15 protein-coding genes are annotated in these 18307 nt (G+C 75.5%); 10 read left to right on the top strand and 5 right to left on the bottom strand.

The window, feature by feature from the left end:
• Positions 1 to 62: 62 nt before the first annotated feature.
• Positions 63 to 290 carry a DUF3107 domain-containing protein gene (locus JOE68_RS10975; RefSeq protein ID WP_204842265.1) on the top strand — a complete coding sequence of 76 codons (228 nt, stop codon included), beginning with the start codon at positions 63 to 65 and terminating at the stop codon, positions 288 to 290.
• A 142-nt stretch (positions 291 to 432) separates the two neighbouring features.
• Here the strand turns inward: JOE68_RS10975 and JOE68_RS10970 are convergent, their stop codons facing one another.
• Together JOE68_RS10970 and JOE68_RS10965 are read right to left on the bottom strand one after the other, a co-directional pair.
• On the bottom strand, positions 433 to 1155 hold the full coding sequence (locus tag JOE68_RS10970) for a TetR/AcrR family transcriptional regulator (RefSeq protein ID WP_204842263.1): 723 nt from the start codon (positions 1153 to 1155) through the stop codon (positions 433 to 435).
• 265 nt (positions 1156 to 1420) lie between these two features.
• Positions 1421 to 2062, bottom strand: a complete 642-nt coding sequence (locus JOE68_RS10965; RefSeq protein WP_204842261.1) for a TetR/AcrR family transcriptional regulator — start codon at positions 2060 to 2062, stop codon at positions 1421 to 1423.
• A 139-nt stretch (positions 2063 to 2201) separates the two neighbouring features.
• On the opposite strand from JOE68_RS10965, the gene JOE68_RS10960 reads away from it, so the two are divergent.
• The 5 genes from JOE68_RS10960 (at position 2202) to JOE68_RS10940 (ending at position 7197) form a co-directional block, all read left to right on the top strand.
• Positions 2202 to 3179, top strand: coding sequence for an alpha/beta fold hydrolase (locus tag JOE68_RS10960; RefSeq protein WP_307819630.1), 978 nt, complete (start codon positions 2202 to 2204; stop codon positions 3177 to 3179).
• A 231-nt stretch (positions 3180 to 3410) separates the two neighbouring features.
• A complete protein-coding gene (locus tag JOE68_RS10955) occupies positions 3411 to 4268 on the top strand; it encodes a DUF3152 domain-containing protein (RefSeq protein ID WP_239562207.1) in 858 nt (285 codons plus the stop codon).
• A gap of 189 nt (positions 4269 to 4457) precedes the next feature.
• A complete protein-coding gene (moeZ, locus tag JOE68_RS10950) occupies positions 4458 to 5630 on the top strand; it encodes an adenylyltransferase/sulfurtransferase MoeZ (RefSeq protein ID WP_204842257.1) in 1173 nt (390 codons plus the stop codon).
• Between the two features lie 168 nt (positions 5631 to 5798).
• Complete coding sequence (locus JOE68_RS10945; RefSeq protein WP_204842256.1) at positions 5799 to 6596, top strand: TIGR02569 family protein; 798 nt, start codon at positions 5799 to 5801, stop codon at positions 6594 to 6596.
• Positions 6597 to 6807: 211 nt separating this feature from the next.
• The gene (locus tag JOE68_RS10940) at positions 6808 to 7197 is read left to right on the top strand and encodes a tetratricopeptide repeat protein (protein ID WP_204842255.1); all 390 of its coding nucleotides are present in this window, start codon (positions 6808 to 6810) and stop codon (positions 7195 to 7197) included.
• Here the strand turns inward: JOE68_RS10940 and JOE68_RS10935 are convergent.
• Positions 7160 to 7486 carry an MGMT family protein gene (locus JOE68_RS10935; RefSeq protein ID WP_204842254.1) on the bottom strand — a complete coding sequence of 109 codons (327 nt, stop codon included), beginning with the start codon at positions 7484 to 7486 and terminating at the stop codon, positions 7160 to 7162. The genes JOE68_RS10940 and JOE68_RS10935 overlap by 38 nt on opposite strands.
• Before the next feature lie 94 nt (positions 7487 to 7580).
• Here JOE68_RS10935 and JOE68_RS10930 point away from each other — a divergent pair, with 94 nt between their 5' ends.
• Together JOE68_RS10930 and JOE68_RS10925 are read left to right on the top strand one after the other, a co-directional pair.
• Positions 7581 to 10742 carry an ATP-dependent helicase gene (locus JOE68_RS10930; RefSeq protein WP_346038601.1) on the top strand — a complete coding sequence of 1054 codons (3162 nt, stop codon included), beginning with the start codon at positions 7581 to 7583 and terminating at the stop codon, positions 10740 to 10742.
• Between the two features lie 212 nt (positions 10743 to 10954).
• Positions 10955 to 14449 carry an ATP-dependent helicase gene (locus JOE68_RS10925; protein ID WP_307819629.1) on the top strand — a complete coding sequence of 1165 codons (3495 nt, stop codon included), beginning with the start codon at positions 10955 to 10957 and terminating at the stop codon, positions 14447 to 14449.
• Between the two features lie 4 nt (positions 14450 to 14453).
• On the opposite strand, the gene JOE68_RS10920 is transcribed toward JOE68_RS10925, so the two are convergent.
• The gene (locus JOE68_RS10920) at positions 14454 to 14990 is read right to left on the bottom strand and encodes a hypothetical protein (RefSeq protein WP_204842252.1); all 537 of its coding nucleotides are present in this window, start codon (positions 14988 to 14990) and stop codon (positions 14454 to 14456) included.
• 78 nt (positions 14991 to 15068) lie between these two features.
• Positions 15069 to 15437: a DoxX family protein gene (locus JOE68_RS10915; RefSeq protein WP_204842250.1), complete on the bottom strand. Its 369-nt coding sequence runs from the start codon at positions 15435 to 15437 to the stop codon at positions 15069 to 15071.
• 59 nt (positions 15438 to 15496) lie between these two features.
• Here JOE68_RS10915 and JOE68_RS10910 point away from each other — a divergent pair, with 59 nt between their 5' ends.
• The gene (locus JOE68_RS10910) at positions 15497 to 16909 is read left to right on the top strand and encodes a M20/M25/M40 family metallo-hydrolase (protein WP_204842249.1); all 1413 of its coding nucleotides are present in this window, start codon (positions 15497 to 15499) and stop codon (positions 16907 to 16909) included.
• On the top strand, positions 16906 to 17973 hold the full coding sequence (locus tag JOE68_RS10905) for a potassium channel family protein (RefSeq protein WP_204842248.1): 1068 nt from the start codon (positions 16906 to 16908) through the stop codon (positions 17971 to 17973). Before JOE68_RS10910 ends, JOE68_RS10905 begins: the two co-directional genes overlap by 4 nt.
• The last annotated feature ends 334 nt before the right edge of the window (positions 17974 to 18307 follow it).

The following is an 18307-nucleotide window of genomic DNA, read 5'->3' as shown; positions in this document are numbered from 1 at the left end:
GGTTGATTTCGACAGTTGTCTGACCGCCACCGCCGGCGGTCAACGCGTGTACGGAGGTCAGCGTGGAGGTCAGGGTCGGCGTCGCGGACAGCCCGCGCGAGCTCGTGGTGTCGAGCTCGCTCTCCCCGGACGAGGTGGAGTCGCAGGTCGCGGACGCGCTGAAGGCGGGCAGCGGGCACCTCACGCTGGTTGACCAGAAGGGCGCCCGCTACGTGGTGCCCGCGGCGCGCATCGCCTACGTGGAGATCGGCCCGAGCGACTCGCGCCGGGTGGGCTTCGCCAGCGCGTAGACCGCCGCTGCCGCGCAGGCGGCACGCGGGGTCCGGGCGCACCGGAACGCGACGGAGGAGGGGCGCCCCGGCCGGGGCGCCCCTCCTCCGTCGCGTTCCGGTCGTGCACCGGCGGTGCGGCCGCGCTCGCGGTCCTCGGGCGTCACGCCTCCCCGCCGCCGACGAGCCGCACCAGCGCGGGCTCCCGGGAGAGGTCGGCGGGCAGCGGCGCGTCCGGGTCGAGCTCGACGCCCGCGGAGCGGAGCAGCCCGTCGACGGCGTGCCAGATGATCGTGGTCAGGTAGTCGCCGAGGCCGGAGCGCGACAGGGACCGGCGGTCCAGCCACCAGTCGCCGGCGTTCTGCACCATGCCGACCAGGGCGTGCGCCCACGGCTCCGCGCCGCCGGGGTCCATGCCGAACGCCCGCAGGTGGTCGCCGAGCAGCCGGGCCAGGGCGGTGGCGATGAGCTGCTTGTCCTCGGCGACGACGTCCTGCTCGACGGGGCGGTCGGCGAACGACTTGCGCACGACGAACCGGTACAGGTTCGGGTTCTCCTCGATGACCGACAGGTAGGCGTCCACGACGCCGCGGATGCGCGCCCGGATCGGGCCCCCGGCGCCGATCGCCGGGACCACCCGCTCCATCAGCAGCTCGGTGCCGCGCGTGCCGACCGCCAGGTACAGGTCGGACTTGTCGGCGAAGTGCCGGTAGAGCACGGGCTTGCTGACGCCCGCCTCGGCGGCGATCTCGTCCATGCCGACGTCGGGGCCGTGCTCGGCCACCGCGCGGATCGTCGCCTCGACGAACTCCGCCCGGCGCGCCTCCCGGTGCCCCTTCCAGCGCTCGCGGCGCGCGTCCGTCCCGCCCTTGTCAGTCGGAGCCATGCAACACACGCTACCAGAAGTAACAGTTACCCAAAGTCACACCTACTCGCCCGGGCAACGCGAACCGCAGGAAGCCTCACGCAGCCACACCCCGCTCACCACCCACTTCGCCCTCGGTGCCCACACGCGAGGCCGCGTCGGTAGGTCGCGCCCGATTTTCGGCGATCACGCTCTTCGATCGCCGAAAATCGGGCGTGAACTGCCGACTTCCAGGCGGCCGAGCCGCCGCGACGAAGTCGCGGCAATCCAACACAGTCGCGGCAATTCAGCGCAGCGGGAACCCTCCCCCGATGCCCCGCCACGCGAGGTTCGAGATGAGGGCCACGGCGTCCTCCTTGGGGACCTGGCGGTTGTCGGCGAGCCACGCGCGGGCGGTGACCTGGCTCAGGCCGACGAGGCCGACGGCCAGCAGCCGCGCCCGGTGCTCGTCCAGGCCGGTGTCCGCGGTGATGGTCCGGGTGATGGCGTCCACGCTCTCCGCGGTGGCCCGCTCCACGGCCCGCGCCACGGCGGGCTCGCTGCGCAGGTCGGACTCGAAGACCATGCGGAACGCCTGGCCCTCGCCGTCGACGAAGTCGTAGAACGCCCCGACCGTCGCCTTCACGCGCTGCTTGTTGTCCGTGGTGGAGGCCAGCGCGCCGCGCACGCGGTCGACCAGCTCGTCGACGTGGGCCTCCAGCAGCGCCATGTACAGCTCCAGCTTGCCGGGGAAGTGCTGGTACAGCACCGGCTTGCTGACGCCCGCGCGCTCGGCGATCTCGTCCATCGCGGCGGCGTGGTAGCCGTTGGTCACGAACACGTCCTGCGCCGCGGCCAGCAACTGGGCACGCCGGGCGGTGCGTGGGAGGCGGACCCCCCGCCCCGCACCGCCGTTGTGCCCGACCGCGGTCTGGGCCGTCTCCGTCATGGTGCCTCCAGCCAACCTGTGCGTCGCGGAACCGGGTAGGGGTTGCCCCGCCGGCTCGTCGGCAACCTTACTCGCTGGTAGCAGCGGTGCGGGAAAACCTTCCCGTTTCGTAGGACGTCCCGGCAGGCATCCTGGAGTCGTGACCGACACCCTGGAGGCGAGCAGGACCGCCATCACCCGCGTGCCCCTGTCCACCGCGCCGCTGCCACCGCTGGACGCGACGAGCCGGCCGTGGCCCGGTGACCACGTCGAGGTGGCCGGGCACCGGGTGCACGTCCGGCGGACCCCCGGGCCGGGGTCGGCGACGGCCGTCTACGTGCACGGCCTGGGCGGTTCGGCGACGAACTGGACGGACCTGGCGGCCCAGCTGTCCGGGCACGTGGACGGCCACGCGCTGGACCTGCCCGGGTTCGGGCGCTCGGAGCCGATCCCCGGCTACACGTTCAGCCTGACCACCCACGCCGAGGTGGTCGCCGGGTACGTGGAATCGCTCGGGGTCGGTCCCGTGCACCTGTTCGGCAACTCGATGGGCGGCGCGATCGCGCTGATCGTCGCCGCGACCCGCCCGGAGCTGGTGCGGACGCTGACGCTGGTCTCGCCCGCGGTGCCGGACCTGCGGCCCAGCCTGCGCCGGGTGTCCGACCCGCGGCTGCCGCTGGCGTTCCTGCCGGTGGTGGGCGCCCGCGTGCGGCAGCGGCTGGCCGCGGTCAGCCCGCGCGAGCGCGCCCAGCAGATGCTGCGGCTGTGCTTCGCCGACCCGTCGCTGGTGCCGGACTGCCGGATCGAGCAGTCGGAGGAGGAGTACGCGGAGCGCTCCGGGCAGCCGTGGGCCGGGATGGCGCTGGGCCGCAGCACGGTCGAGCTGATCCGGGCGTGGCTGGTGCCGCGGTCGCGGTCGCTGTGGCTGCTGCTGCCGCGGGTGGCGGCGCCGGCGCTGGTGGTCTGGGGCGCGGAGGACCGGCTGGTCAGCGTGCGCAAGGCGCCCCGGGTGGCGCGGCTGCTGCCCCGCGGCCGGCTGCTGGTGCTGCCCCGGACGGGGCACGTGGCGCAGATGGAGCGCCCGGAGTCGGTGGCGCGGGCCGTGCTGGGCATGTGGGAGACCGGTGAGACCTGGTAGACCGGCCCGCGCCGGGGCGGTGGACCGAGATCCACCGGGCCGGGGCGTTGTGGCACCCTGGTCGCCGTGAACCGGACATCGCAGGATGGGCGTGGCACGGCGCCTTCCTCGGGTGCCCGGCCGACCCCTCCCGACGACCGCTACCGCCGCGGCGCGCGCCGGACCGGCGCCGAACCGCTGACCGCGTCCTGGGAGCCGGCCGCCCCCCACCCGCGCCGGCGCCGTCGGGGGTTGAAGGGCCTGGCCGCGAACTACGGGTGGCGGATCTACGCCGTGCCCGTGCTGCTGGTGCTGACCGCGCTGGTGGTGCTGGACACCGCCGCGCCCGCGCCGCCCGGCTCGGCGGGCGGGGACACCCAGGCCGCCCCGGCGCCGTCCTCGGTGGGTCCGCCCGTCGCCAGCGAGACGCCGCCGGTGAAGGTGGACCTGGTCACCATCCCCACGGCCGAGCTGCCGGACGGGCCGAAGTACTCCGAGCAGGGCGCCGGCACGTGGCAGGCCGTGGCCGGCACGACGGCGCAGGTCGGGCAGGGCAGGCTCTACCGGTACGCGATCTCGGTCGAGGACGGCGTCGACGCGGCCGACTTCGGCGGCGACCGCGACGCGTTCGCGCGGTCGGTCGACGGCATCCTGGCCGACCCCCGCAGCTGGGTCGGCACGGGCCGGGTGGCGCTGCAGCGGGTGGCGGACGAGGCGTCGGCCGACTTCATCGTCAGCCTCACCACCACCAGCACCACGCACAGCCTGTGCGGTTTCCAGATCCAGTACGAGTCGTCGTGCTGGCACCCGCCGACCGAGCGGGTCATCATCAACGTGGCCCGGTGGGTGCGCGGCGCCAAGGCGTTCAGCAACGATTTGTCGACTTATCGGGCGTACGCCATCAACCACGAGGTCGGTCACGCCCTGGAGAACCGGCACGAGGGCTGCAAGGAGAACGGCCAGCCCGCCCCGGTGATGATGCAGCAGACGTTCGGCGTGGCCAACGACTACGTGGCGCTGCTCAACGAGGTGGACGCCTCGAACCGCGGTGTCGTGCCCGCCGACGGCAAGGTCTGCACCGCCAACGCGTTCCCGGTCGCGCCCCGCTAGGCGTCCCGCTGCCCTGAGCGGGCGCCCTGCCGGCGGCTGCGGGTCGGGGGCGCCCGGCCGCCCTGGGCGCCGCCGCGGCGGCCCGGTTGCTTCGTGTCCACGCACTGGGACGGCTTCCCATCGGGGAAGACGGTGGAGCAGTCTGGTGTTGTCCGTCGGTACAGGACATGTTTCGTCGAGGAGGATCAGATGGCGCTTCCGCCGCTCGTTGAGCCCGCAGCGGAGCTGACCAAGGAAGAAGTCGCGCGGTACAGCCGGCACCTGATCATCCCGGACGTCGGGGTTGACGGGCAGAAGCGGCTGAAGAACGCGAAGGTCCTGGTGGTGGGCGCGGGCGGGTTGGGCTCGCCGGCGCTGCTCTACCTCGCCGCCGCCGGGGTGGGCACGCTCGGGATCGTCGACTTCGACGTGGTGGACGAGTCGAACCTCCAGCGTCAGGTGATCCACGGGCAGTCCGACATCGGCAAGCCGAAGGCGGAGTCCGCGCGCGACTCGGTGGCCGAGATCAACCCGTTCGTGAAGGTGGTCCTGCACCAGGTCCACCTGAACTCGGAGAACGTGCTCGACATCTTCCGCGACTACGACCTGATCCTGGACGGCACGGACAACTTCGCCACCCGGTACCTGGTCAACGACGCGGCGGTGCTGCTGGGCAAGCCGTACGTCTGGGGTTCGATCTTCCGGTTCGAGGGCCAGGTCAGCGTGTTCTGGGAGGACGCGCCGGACGGCGCGGGCCTGAACTACCGCGACCTGTACCCGGAGCCGCCGCCGCCCGGCATGGTCCCCTCGTGCGCCGAGGGCGGCGTCCTGGGCGTGCTGTGCGCGTCGATCGGCTCGATCATGGTCACCGAGGCGATCAAGCTGCTGACCGGCATCGGCGAGACGCTGCTCGGCCGGCTCATGGTCTACGACGCCCTGGAGATGACCTACCGCACGATCCGGATCCGCAAGGACCCGAACAGCCCCAAGATCACCGAGTTGATCGACTACGAGGCGTTCTGCGGCGTGGTGTCCGACGACGCCCAGCAGGCGGCGGCCGGCAACACCATCACGCCGCTGGAGCTCAAGCAGAAGCAGGACGCCGGCGAGGACTTCCTGCTGGTGGACGTCCGCGAGCCGCACGAGTTCGAGATCGTGCGCATCCCGGGCTCGGTGCTGATCCCCAAGGACCGCATCCTGTCCGGCGAGGCGTTCGCCGACCTGCCGCAGGACAAGCAGGTCGTGCTGCACTGCAAGTCGGGCGCGCGCTCGGCCGAGGCCCTGGCCGCCCTGCACCGGGCCGGCTTCAAGGACGCCGTGCACGTGGGCGGCGGCGTGCTGGCCTGGGCCCGCGAGGTGGACCAGAGCCTGCCCACCTACTGACCCACCGGGGCCGCCCCCGCCGGGGCGGCCCCGCAGACCACGCCGTTCGACCGCGGGGAGGCGGGGCCCGCCCGCCGGCTCCCCGGCGGTCGGGCGGCGCGGTCGGCGGGTGGCGCAATCCGCCACAGCCTCCACCACACCCGGCCTTCGGGCAGGTAGCGTGCCGGCGTGACCCCATCCCCGGAGCCGCCGCCGTCGCACGTGCGCGCCGCGTTCGGCGCGCGCGACGCCGAACCGGAGCTGATCGACGCCGGCCCGGTGTGGCGCTGCGGCGACGCGGCGATCCGGCCGGCCGGCAACCCCGCCGAGGCGACGTGGGTGGCCCGCACGCTCGACGTGCTGGACGTGGAGAACCTGCGGGTGGGCAGACCCCTGCGCTCGACCGACGGCCGGTACGTCGTGGGCGGGTGGGCGGCCACGAGGTACCTGTCCGGTCGGGCGGAGCCCCGGCACGACGAGATCGTGGAGGTCGCCGTCCGCCTGCACCGGGCGACCCGCGACCTGCCCCGGCCCCGGTTCCTGGACTCCCGCGCGGACGTGTTCGCGGTGGCCGACCGGTGCGCCTGGGGCGAGGAGTCGGCCGAGCTGGACCCGGACCTGGGCGGCCGGCTGTTCGACGTGCTCGCCGCGCACCGCGGTCCGGTGTCGCTGCGGCCCCAGGTCGTGCACGGCGACCTGTTCGGCAACGTGCTGTTCGCCGGTGACGCGGCCCCGGCGGTCATCGACTTCGCCGCGTTCTGGCGGCCCGCCGAGTACGGCGCCGCGATCGTCGTCGTGGACGCCCTGTCCTGGGGCGGCGCGGACGACGGCCTGCTGCGGCGGTGGTCGCACCTGGCCGAGTGGCCGCAGGTGGTGCTGCGCGCCGCGCTGTTCCGCCTGGCCGTGCACGCCCTGCACCCGCTGTCCGGCCCGCGGTCCCTGGTCGGGCTGGAGCGCACGGCCACGAAGGTGCTCGACCTGCTCTGACCCCCCGCCGGCCCGCGCGGGGCGGCGCACCCCCGTCCCGGAATAGTTGAGATTTCAACAACGTTGACGGGGGTGAACGACCCCGGACCCCGGCGGAGGGGCACCCGCCCCGACCTCGCCGTCCCGGTCCCACGCGCCGCACGGGCGCCACGGGGCCGTTCGCGGTGAACCCGCGTCGGGAGATCCCCGACGCGGTGGAGGAGGAGCCGACATGACCGACATCCGCCAACTGCTGGACCACGGTCGGGAGTTCCGGGCCGCGGGCGACCCGAGCACCGCCGCGCGGTTCCTGGCGCAGGCCGCGTCGCACGCGCCCGCCGACCGGACCGTGCTGACCGAGCTGGCGCTGGCGCACTTCCAGTCCGCCGCGCTGGGCAGGGCCGAGGGCGTGCTGCGGGAGCTGGTCGACCTCGACCCGTCCGACGGCTACGCCCGGCTGCTGCTCGGGCGCACGCTCAGCCGGCAGAGCAGGCACGCGGAGGCGCTGCCGCAGCTGCGCCTGGCCGCCGCGCTGACCCGCGACCCGGCGGTCGAGGCCGAGGTGGCCCGCGTGCGGGAGCGGGTCACCACAGACCGGGCGGCTCCTCGGCCTTCTCCCTGACCGCCCGCTCCCAGCGGTGCGCGCGCAGGTCGACCCTGCCGTCGACGACGGCCACGCCCTCCTCGCGCAGCAGCTGCAGCTGCGTGTCGGCGATGTGCGGCGCGCACGTGCCGTTGGCCCGCAGCACCCGGTGCCACGGCAGGTCGTGCCCGTCCTGGTTCAGGACCTGGCCGACCAGCCGGGGCGACGGGGCGCGGGACAGCTCCGCCACGTCCCCGTAGGTGGCGACCCGGCCGCGGGGGATCGACCGCACGACCTCGCGGACCATCTCGTGCAACTGCTCATCCACCCGGCACAGCTTTCCACGTCGCGCCGGCCCGGCCGGGGACGCACCGGGCATCCCCGGCCGGGCGCTGTCGGTGGCGCGTGGTTCGATCACCCGCGTGGCAGGCAACCGAGCGCCGTTGCTGGTGCGCCGGGCGCGGCAGGAGCGCCCCCGGCGCGACTGGAGCGAGCCCGCGCGAGCGGTCCTCGACCACGCGGGCGGGCCGCTGCGCGTGCTGGGCGGACCGGGCACGGGCAAGACGACGCTGCTGGCCGAGGTCGTGGCGGACCGGGTGCTGCGCGGCGGCGCGCACCCGGAGAGCGTGCTGGTGCTGACGCCGAACCGGCGGGCGGCGGCGGCGATGCGCGCGCACATCACCCGGCTGCTCACCGGCCCCGCCGAGGGCGCGGCGCTGCCGACGACGCGGGAGCCCCTGGTCCGCACGGTGCACTCGTACGCGTTCGCGGTGCTGCGCGCGCAGGCCGTCCGGGCGGGCGGGCCGGCGCCCCGCCTGCTGTCCGGCCCCGAGCAGGACGCGGTGGTGCGCGAGCTGCTGGCGGGTGACGTGAGCATGGGCGCGCGGAAGTGGCCGGAGCGCCTGCGCCCCGCCCTGTCGCTGCCCGGGTTCGCCCAGGAGCTGCGCGACCTGCTGCTGCGCGCCACCGAGCGCGGCCTGGGCCCGGAGGACCTGGTCGAGCTGGGCCGGGCGCACGGGCGGGACGAGTGGGTCGCGGCCGGCCTGTTCGGCGTGCAGTACGAGCAGGTCAACCTGCTGGCCGGGGAGGGCCAGGGCATCGCGCCGTCCTACGACGCCGCCGAGCTGGTGGGCAGCGCCCTGCTGGCGTTCGACACCGAGCCGGACGTCCTGCACGCCGAGCGCGCCCGCGTGCGGCACCTGCTGGTGGACGACGCGCAGCACCTGGACCCGCTGCAGCACGCGCTGGTGTCGCGGCTGGGCGGGTCCGCGCACGAGTTCGTCCTCGCCGGCGACCCGGACCAGGCCGTGTTCTCGTTCCGGGGCGCGGAGCCGGCGCTGCTGTCCGACGCGGACGCCCCGACCGTCGTGCTGCGCGAGGGCCACCGGATGGCCCCGGAGATCCGCGCGGCCGTGCGCCGCCTCGCCGGCCGGCTGCCGGGCGCGTCCCCCGCCCGCGAGGTGAGCGCGACGGGCGCCGCGGGCAGCGTTCGGGTGCGCCTGTTCGCCTCCGGCGCGCAGGAGGCGGGCTGGGTGGCCGACCAGTTGCGGCGCGCGCACCTGATCGACGGCGTGCCGTGGTCGGAGATGGCGGTGGTGGCGCGCTCGGCGACCCTGGTCCTGCCCGCGCTCCAGCGGGCGCTGCTGGCGGCGGGCGTGCCCGTCGCGGTCCCGACCGACGGGGTCCCGCCGGCCCAACAGCCCGCCGTGGCCCCGTTCCTGGCGCTGGTGCGGTGCGCCGCCTCGCCCGGCGCCCTCGACGAGGACACCGCGGCGATGCTCCTGTCGTCCCCGCTGGGCGGGGCGGACCCGTTGGCGCTGCGGCGGTTGCGCCGCGGCCTGCGCCGCCTGGAGATGGCCGCCGGCGGCGACCGCCCCAGCGGCGAGCTGCTGGTCGAGGTGATCGAGTCCGACGACCGCCTGGCCGCCCTGGAGGACGCCGAGGCCCAGCCCGCGCGGCGCGTCGCCGGCCTGCTGCGCAAGGCGCGCGAGGACATCGCCGCCGGCCTGAGCGTCGAGCAGGTCCTGTGGGAGCTGTGGCGGGCGACCGGGCTGGAGAACCGCTGGGTCGCCCAGTCCGCCCGGCACGGCACCGCCGGGCTGCAGGCCGACCGGGACCTGGACGCGATCGTCGGCCTGTTCGAGGCCGCGGCGAAGTACGTCGACCGGCTGCCCGGCGCGGGGGCGGACGGCTTCGCGGACTACCTGGCCGCGCAGCAGATCGTCGGTGACACGCTGGCCGAGTCGGCCCCGGTGGGCGAGGCGGTGGCGGTGCTGACCGCGCACGCCGCCGCCGGTCGGGAGTGGACGGTGGTGGCCGTGCCGGGCGTGCAGGAGGGCGTGTGGCCCGACCTGCGGCTGCGCGGGTCCCTGCTGGGCGTGGAGCGCATGGTCGACGTGGTGGCCGGCGTGGGCGAGCAGGTCTCCGCCCTCGCGCCGCTGCTGGCCGAGGAGCGCCGGCTGCTGCTGGTGGCCGCCAGCCGGGCGCGGCGGACGCTGCTGGTCAGCGCCGTCCGCGGCGAGGACGAGCAGCCCTCCCGCTTCCTCGACGAGCTGGAGGAGCTGTCCACCGACGAGCCCGAGCGGCCCACCAGCACCCCCGAGCGCGGCCTGGTGCTGGCCGAGCTGGTCGGCGAGCTGCGCCGCGTGGTCTGCTCCGCGGACGAGCCGGAGGAGCGCCGCGGTCGCGCGGCGGTGCAGCTGGCCAGGCTGGCGGCCGAGGGCGTGCCGGGCGCGCACCCCGACTCCTGGTACGGCCTGGCCCCGGTGACCTCGGAGGCCCCGCTGTGGACCGAGGAGCACACGGTGAGCGTCTCGCCGTCCACGGTGGAGGTGCTGGCCAAGTGCCCGCTGCGCTGGGTGGTGGAGCGCCACGGCGGCCAGGACCCGGCCGAGCTGGCGTCGATCACCGGGACGCTCGTCCACGCCCTGGCCCAGGCCGCCGCCACCGGCGCGCAGGAGGAGGAGCTGCGCGCCAAGCTGGCCGAGGCGTGGGCGGCGGTGGACGCCGGCGCGCCGTGGTTCTCCCGCCGCGAGCGCCTGCGCGTGGAGCGGATGCTGGACACCTTCCTGACCTGGCTGGCCGCCAGCCGCTCCCAGCTCACCCAGGTCGCGGTGGAGCAGGAGATCGCGGTGGAGGTGCCGAAGAAGGCGGGCGGCCCGTGGCTGCGCGTCAAGGGCCGCGTCGACCGCCTGGAGACCGACCGCGACGGCCGCCCGGTGGTGGTCGACCTGAAGACCGGCAAGTCCCCGGTGACCCGGGAGGAAGCCCGCCGGCACCCGCAGCTGGCGGTCTACCAGCTGGCCTCCGCCCTGGGCGGCTTCACCCACCTCGGCCTGGGCACCGACCCGGGCGGCGCCCGCCTGCTCTACGTGGCGAAGGAGAACCGGAAGACCGGCGCGACGGAGCTGGAGCAGGCCCCGCTGGACGAGCAGGGCGTGCGGGCCTGGCTGGAGGCGGTCCAGGCCGCCGCGGGCTCCAGCGTGGGCCCCACCTACCCGGCCACGGAGACCGCGGACTGCGACCGCTGCCCGGCCCGCACCTCCTGCCCCGTGCACGCCTCCGGCCGGCAGGTCAGCCAGTAGACCGGGGCCCGGACCGCCGGTCCGCGCACGGCTCGCTGCGCCGCGTGACGGGTGCTCGCGTGATCGAGTGGCGTCAACCACCGCGGGTGGCGTCCGCCGGCCGTCTCTGACACAGTCGTTGGCCGCCCCCGAGGTCTCGATCAGCGCGCTGCGGGTCGCCGCAGCGCCGCGCGGGCGGGGTCGTGGCGGTGCCGGGTGACGAGCGAGGGCGGGTGGGGGAGCTGGAGCAGCCGGCCAGCCCGTTCGAGGTCGCCGAAGCCCTCGGCCTGCCCAGACCGACCCCCGAGCAGGCGGCGGTCGTCGCCGCGCCCACCGCGCCCGCCCTGGTCGTCGCCGGCGCGGGCGCGGGCAAGACCGAGACGATGGCCGCGCGGGTCGTCTACCTGGTCGCCAACGGCTTCGTCACCCCCGACCGCGTCCTCGGCCTGACGTTCACCCGCAAGGCCGCCCGGCAGCTGGCCGACCGCGTCCGCGCCCGCCTGCGCCGCCTGGGCGGCTCGCCGCTGCTGGACCGCCTGGACCCGAGCGGCGAGCGCAGGGCCGCCGTCCTCACCACCGAGCCGGTGATCCTGACCTACCACGCCTACGCGGGCCGCCTGGTCGCCGAGCACGGCCTGCGCCTGCCCGTCGAACCCGGTGTCCGGCTGCTCACCGAGACGGCGGCGTGGCAGCTCGCGCACCGCGTGGTGTCGACGTGGACCGAGGACATCGACACCGACAAGGTCCCCGCGACGGTCACCGGCTACCTGCTGGCGCTGGCCGGCGAGCTGGGCGAGCACCTGGTCGAGCCGACCGCGCTGCGCAAGCACGCCGAGTGGCTGACCACGCTGATCGAGTCCGCGCCCAGGACCCCGCGCCAGCGCGACGCGCTGCCGGAGAAGCTGAAGGACGTCGTCGACGCCCAGCGCCTGCGCGTGAACCTGCTGCCCCTGCTGGAGGCTTACCAGGCCCGCAAGCGCCGCGAGGCGGCCATGGACTTCGCCGACCAGATGTCCCTGGCCGCCCGCCTGGCCGACGAGCACCCGGAGGTCGTGCGCGGCGAGCGCGAGCGCTACGGCGCGGTCCTGCTGGACGAGTACCAGGACACCGGCCACGCGCAGCGCGTGCTGCTGAGGTCCCTGTTCGGCCGGGGCGAGCCGATGTCGGTCACCTCGGTGGGCGACCCGGCGCAGGCCATCTACGGCTGGCGCGGCGCGTCGGCGGCCAACCTGCCCCGCTTCGTCCACGACTTCCCGCCCGCCCGCAAGTACGGCCTGCTGACCAGCTTCCGCAACCCGCCGGAGGTGCTGGCGCTGGCCAACGCCGTCTCCGCGCCCCTGCGCGCCGCGGGCCTGGACGTGGAGGAGCTGCGCGCCCGCCCCGGGGCAGGGCCCGGCGACGTGCGCCTGGGACTGTTCGAGGACGTCCGCGCCGAGCTGGCCTGGGTGGCCGACACCGTCGCGGCGCAGTGGGAGGACCACCTGGACTCCAGCGACGAGCCGCCGACCGCCGCCGTGCTGGTGCGCCGGCGCTCGGACATGGCCGCCATCGCCGCGGCCCTGCGCGACCGGGGCCTGCCCGCCGAGGTGGTGGGCCTGGGCGGCCTGCTGGACGAACCCGAGGTCCGCGACCTGACCAGCGCCCTGCGCGTCCTGGTGGACCCGCTGGCCGGCACGGCGGCGGCCCGCCTGCTGACCGGGTCGCGCTGGCGGGTGGCCGCGGTCGACCTGGCGGCGCTGTGGCAGCGCGCCCGCGAGCTGGCGGGCGCGCCCAGCCGCCAGGCCGCCGCCGACAACCCGCTGTCCGTCATCGCCGACGCCCTGCCCGGCGAGCACGCCGAGCAGGCGGGCCTGGCCGACGCGCTGGACGACCCCGGCGACCCGACCGCCTACTCGGCCGAGGGCTACCGCCGCATCCGCCGGTTCGGCGGCGAGCTGTCCGCGCTGCGCCGGCGGCTGGACCAGCCGCTGCCCGAGCTGGTCGCCGACGTGGAGCGGACCCTCCTGCTCGACATCGAGGCCATGGCCCGGCCGGGCGGGGTGGGCCGCGCGCACCTGGACGCGTTCGCCGACGTGGTCGCCGACTTCGCGGCGGCCAGCCCGTCGGCCACGCTGCCCGCGCTGCTGGACTACCTCTACACGGCCGAGCAGGCCGAGGACGGGCTCGAACCCGGCGAGGTGGAGGTCGCCGAGAACCGCGTGCAGGTGCTGACCATGCACTCGGCCAAGGGCCTGGAGTGGCACATCGTCGCCGTGCCGCACGTGGTGAAGGACGTGTTCCCCGGCCGGAAGAAGTCCTCCTGCTGGCTCAAGTCGGTCACCGAGCTGCCCGCCGACCTGCGGGGCGACGCCGAGGACCTGCCCACCCTGCGCATCCCGGGCGGCAGCGACCGCAAGGAGGTCCAGGACGCGCTGGACCGCCACGCCGACGACTTCGAGGACCGGCGCCTGGTGGAGGAGCGCCGGCTGCTCTACGTGGCGCTGACCAGGTCCGAGCACAGCCTGCTGGTCTCCGGCCACTGGTGGGCCGAGACGGGCGACAAGCCCAAGGGCCCGTCGGTGTTCCTCGGCGAGCTGCGCGACGCGGTCCGGGCCGCCGACCACCCGCCGGCCGACGTCGTCCACTGGGCCGAGCCCCCCGCGGAGGACGAGCCCAACCCGCTGGCCTCCCAGGTGAAGACGGCCGCCTGGCCCGCCGACCCCCTGGGCAGGCGCCGCGCGGCCGTGGCCGAGGGCGCGGACCTGGTTTTGGCCGCCCTGCGGCGCCACCTGACCGCGCCCGCGACCGCACCCGCTTCCCCTGGGCGCCGGCCCGACCCGTCGCCGCAACCGGACCTGCCGCCCGAGCCCGCGGACCACGACCTGCCGCCCGAGCCCGAGGAGGACCTGTCGCCCGAGCCCGAGGACGACCTGCCGGAGCCCGTGGACGCCCCGTCGGACCCTGCGGAGGACCTGCCGCCGGAGCCCCCGGAGGACGACCTCGCACCCCCGGACGAGGAGTTCGCGGCCCCTCCGGACGAGGACTTCCCCGCGCCCCCGGACGAGGAGGCCGACGACCCGGAGGGCTGGGCGCGGGACGTGGACGTCCTCCTCGCCGAACGGGCCGCCGCCGCGGACCGCCGCGAGCGGGTCGTCCTGCCCGAGCACCTCTCGGTGAGCCAGCTGGTCGAACTGGCCGCCGACCCGGACCGGCTGGCCCGCCGCCTGCGCCGCCCCCTGCCGTTCCCGCCCAACCCGTCGGCCCGCCGCGGCACGGCGTTCCACACCTGGCTGGAGCAGCGGTTCGGCGCGAGCAGGCTGCTCGACCTGGACGAGCTGCCCGGCGCCGCCGACGAGGGCGCGGCCCCGGACGGCGACCTGTCCCGCCTCCAGGAGGCGTTCCTGGCCGGCAGCTGGGCCGACCGGACGCCGCACGACGTCGAGGTGTCGTTCGAAACCGAGATCGACGGCCTGTCCGTGCGCGGGCGCATGGACGCGGTGTTCGCCGACCCCGACGGCGGCTGGACGGTGGTCGACTGGAAGACCGGCGCGGTGCCGGCGGAGGAGCGGCTGCCCGCCCTGTCGGTGCAGCTGGCGGCCTACCGGCTGGCGTGGGCGGCGCTGTCGGGCACACCGGTCGAGCGGGTGCGGGCGGCGTTCCACTACGTCCGGCACGACCGCACCCTGCGCCCGGCGGACCTGCTGGACGCCGACGGCCTGCGCGCCCTGGTCCGCTCGGTCCCCTCCTAGGGCGCTAGCTGCTCACCCGCGCGTGGTCCGGGGTGTCCTTGAGCACCCGGTCGTAGAGGACCTCCAGCAGCCACCGGCCGAACAGCGACGGGCCGAACTCCGTCGACCGGTCCTCCGGCGGCACGAGCAGCTCGGCCGTGCCCGCGTCGTCCGCGGCCACCACGCCGATGCCGTAGTAGTCCAGCTCGATCAACGGCCACGACTGGTCGCCCTGCGGCGCGGGCAGCACCACCGAGCACGGCGCGAGCGTCATCAGCGTGCCGCACGACTGCAACGCGCGGTCCACCGCCGACTCGCCCACCAGCACGCCGACCAGTTCCACCGCGGGGACCGGCAGGCGGTCGTGCTCGGCAGGTTCGAACCACGAGCGGAACCACGACGGGTCCGCCTGGGGAGGCCAGCCGTTCGTGGTGCGCCACTCGTGCACGTCGGCACGGACGCGCACGACGGCCGACACCTGGTGACCCAGCACGGCGACGTCGGGCACGACGACGCCGCGCCAACCGAGTGCCGATGCGGCGCGGTGGAGGAGCGGTTGCACTCGGGCATCCTAGGGCTGGTTGAGGTGACAATGACAGACCTCGGCAGCGCTGGGTGTCGGACCCGGCGCGCAGCGTGATCAGCGGGCCGAGCGGCGCACCCGCAGCGCCCACAGGACCAGCGGCACCTGCAGCGGCAGCCGGCCGAAGGCGATCACCCTGGTCCGGGGCGACTTCGAGCGGAGGTCCCAGGCCATCTTGACGTTCGCCGGGAACACGGCGGCGAAGAAACCCGCCGCCAGCAGCCCGCCGAGCCTGCGGGTGCGGGGCGCGGCCACCGCCACCTCCGCCACACCGGAGGCGTAGGTCCAGGTCCGCGGCTTGCCCGGCAGCGATCGCGGGACGATCGCGTCGTAGGGCCGGGGCCGGGCGAAGTGCAGGGCGCCCGCCGCGCCGAGCAGCCCGGCCAGCGCCCGCGCCGACCGCGATCGGGAACGAGTGGGTTCCATGGGGTCCACCCTGTCATGTCCCCCGTCCGGTGGCGCTGTCAGGGTTATCCTCCCGCACCGTGAGCGGTGATCCCGAAAATCCCGAACATCCCGAGCGCGCGGCGGTGACCGCGCTCGCCGACGACTTCCTGGCCGGGCTGCGCGAGTGGCTGTCCATCCCGTCGATCGGCACGGACCCGGCGCACCACCCCGACGTGGCCCGGTCGGCGCGGTGGCTGGCGGACGCGCTGCGCCGCGACGGCTGGTCCGACGTCCGGGTGTGGGACACCGGCCCGGCGCTGCCCGCCGTGTACGCGTGCCGGCCCGCCGCCGATCCCGACGCGCCCGTGGTGCTCGTCTACGGGCACCACGACGTGCAGCCGGTCGACCCGGTGGAGGCGTGGGCCCACCCGCCGTTCGAGCCGACGCTCGTGGGCGAGGAGCTGTTCGGGCGCGGCGCGAGCGACGACAAGGGCCAGGTCGCGATGCACCTGCTCGGGGTCAAGGCCCACCTCGCGGCCACGGGCGCCACCCACCCGGCCGTGACGGTCAAGCTGTTCGTGGAGGGCGAGGAGGAATCCGGCTCGCCCCACCTCACCCGCCTGCTGGACGAGCACCGCGACGACCTCGCGGCCGACCTGGTCGTGTTCACCGACACCCCGCTCTACGCGCGCGACGCCCCGACGGTCTGCACGGGGCAGCGCGGCGTCTACGGCGCGGAGGTCGTGTTCACCGGCGGCGCCTCCGACGTGCACTCGGGCCGCGCGGGCGGCGGCGTGCCGAACCCGGCCACGGCGATCGCCCGCCTCGTCGCCGCGCTGCACGACGACCGGGGCCGCGTGCGGCTGCGCGACTTCTACACCGACGTCGTGGAGCCCACCGAGGCCGAGCGCGCCGACTACGCCGCCCTCCCGTTCGACGAGGGCGGCTGGCTGGCCGACTCCGGCGGCGCGCGGGCGACGGCCGGCGAGGAGGGCTGGTCCACCCTGGAGCGGGTCTGGGTACGGCCCACCGCAGAGGTGAACGGCATCCACGGCGGCTACACCGGCCCCGGCCTGAAGACGATCGTGCCCGCCTCGGCGTCGGTGAAGCTGTCGTTCCGCCTGGTGCCCGACCAGCGCCCGGAACGCGTCGCCGAGGCGCTGCGCGAGTTCGTCGCCGACCACACGCCGCCCGGCCTGCGCGCCGAGGTGATCCCGTGCGGCGACGGCGCGCCGCCCTACGCGGTGGACGTGGCGCACCCGGCCGTGGGCGCGGTGCGGGACGCGGTGGAGACCGCGTTCGACCGGCCGGTCCGGTTCAGCCGCACCGGCGGCAGCGGCCCGGCGGCCCTGCTGCACGGCGCGCTCGGCGTGCCGGTCGTGTACCTCGGCGCGACGTTGCCGGATGATCGCATCCACGCGCCCGACGAGCGCGTCGTCGTGCCGCTGCTGCTCCGCGGCGCCGAAGCCGCCGCCCACCTGTGGCGGACCCTCCCGGAGAGGTTGTCATGATCCGCCGGTTCCACCAGGGCGAACCGCTCAGCGAGCGGCCCGGTCACTCGCTCGTCGGCGTCGTCAGGATGCCGGACAGCGTCCAGAGCCCGGTCGGCGCGATCCTGAAGCGGGTCGTCGGCGCGCTGACCGCGCTGCTGGCGGCCGTGTTCATCGTGTACTTCGACCGGGACGGCTACCGCGACGTCAACGAGGACGGCCTGTCGTTCCTCGACGCGGTGTACTACGCGACGGTGTCGCTGTCCACCACCGGCTACGGCGACATCACGCCCGTCAGCTCGTCGGCCAGGCTGGTCAACGTCCTGGTGATCACCCCCCTCCGGGTGCTGTTCCTGATCGTCCTGGTCGGCACCACCCTCGAAGTGCTCACCGAACGCTCGCGGCAGGCGCTGCGGATCCAGAAGTGGAGGACCAAAGTGCGCGACCACGTGGTCGTCGTCGGGTACGGGACGAAGGGCCGGTCCGCGGTCAGCGCCCTGCTCGGTGACGGGATGGTGCCGGGCTCGATCGTCGTGGTCGACACCGCCCAGGAGGCCCTGGACGCGGCCTCCGCGATCGGCCTGGTCACCGTGCACGGCTCGGGCACCAGCAACGACGTGCTGCGCGTGGCCGGCGCGCCCCGGGCGAGGGCCATCGTCGTCGCCGCGAACCGCGACGACACGGCCGTCCTGGTCACCCTGACCGCCCGCGAACTGGCGCCCAAGGCGCAGGTCGTGGCGTCCGTGCGCGAACGCGAGAACGAGCACCTCCTCCGCCAGTCCGGCGCCGACTCGGTCGTGGTGTCGAGCGAGACGGCGGGCAGGCTCCTGGGCATGGCCACCGCCACCCCGTCGGTGGTGGACATGGTCGAAGACCTGCTCACCCCGGACGCCGGCCTGTCCATCGCGGAACGCGACGTCGAACCGTCCGAGATCGGCGGCTCCCCGCGGCACCTCCCCGACATCGTGCTGGGCGTGGTCCGAGCCGGAACCCTGTACCGGGTGGACGCCCCGGAAGCCGACGCGGTGGAAGCCGGCGACCGCCTCCTCTACGTCAAGAAGGTGACCCCCGCCAAGGAATCCTGACGCCACACCAAACCCACCCGAACCAACCCCGAACCGCCCACCCGGCCCGCCTCAGCCTGGACCCCGGCCCAGCCCGATCCCGGCCCAGCCCGATCCCGGCCCAGCCCGCCGCCAGCCCTGGACCACTCCCGTCCCGGTCCCTCCGAGTCCAGGTCCGGGCGCACCCCGGGCCTGGTCCACCCCGGTCCAGGTCCGCGGTGTGCCCCGGTCCGGGGTGGACCAGGACCGCCTGATCTGAGCTGCCTGGCGTGCGGCTCCTGGCGTGCGCCGCGTGCCGAGCAACCGGACCGAGTCGCGCACTCGGCCACCGAGCCGGTCCGGGCGGCCGGTCGTC

This window comes from Saccharothrix algeriensis, from assembly GCF_016907655.1.
Lineage (GTDB): Bacteria > Actinomycetota > Actinomycetes > Mycobacteriales > Pseudonocardiaceae > Actinosynnema > Actinosynnema algeriense.
This window is presented reverse-complemented; position numbering and strand designations above follow the sequence as displayed.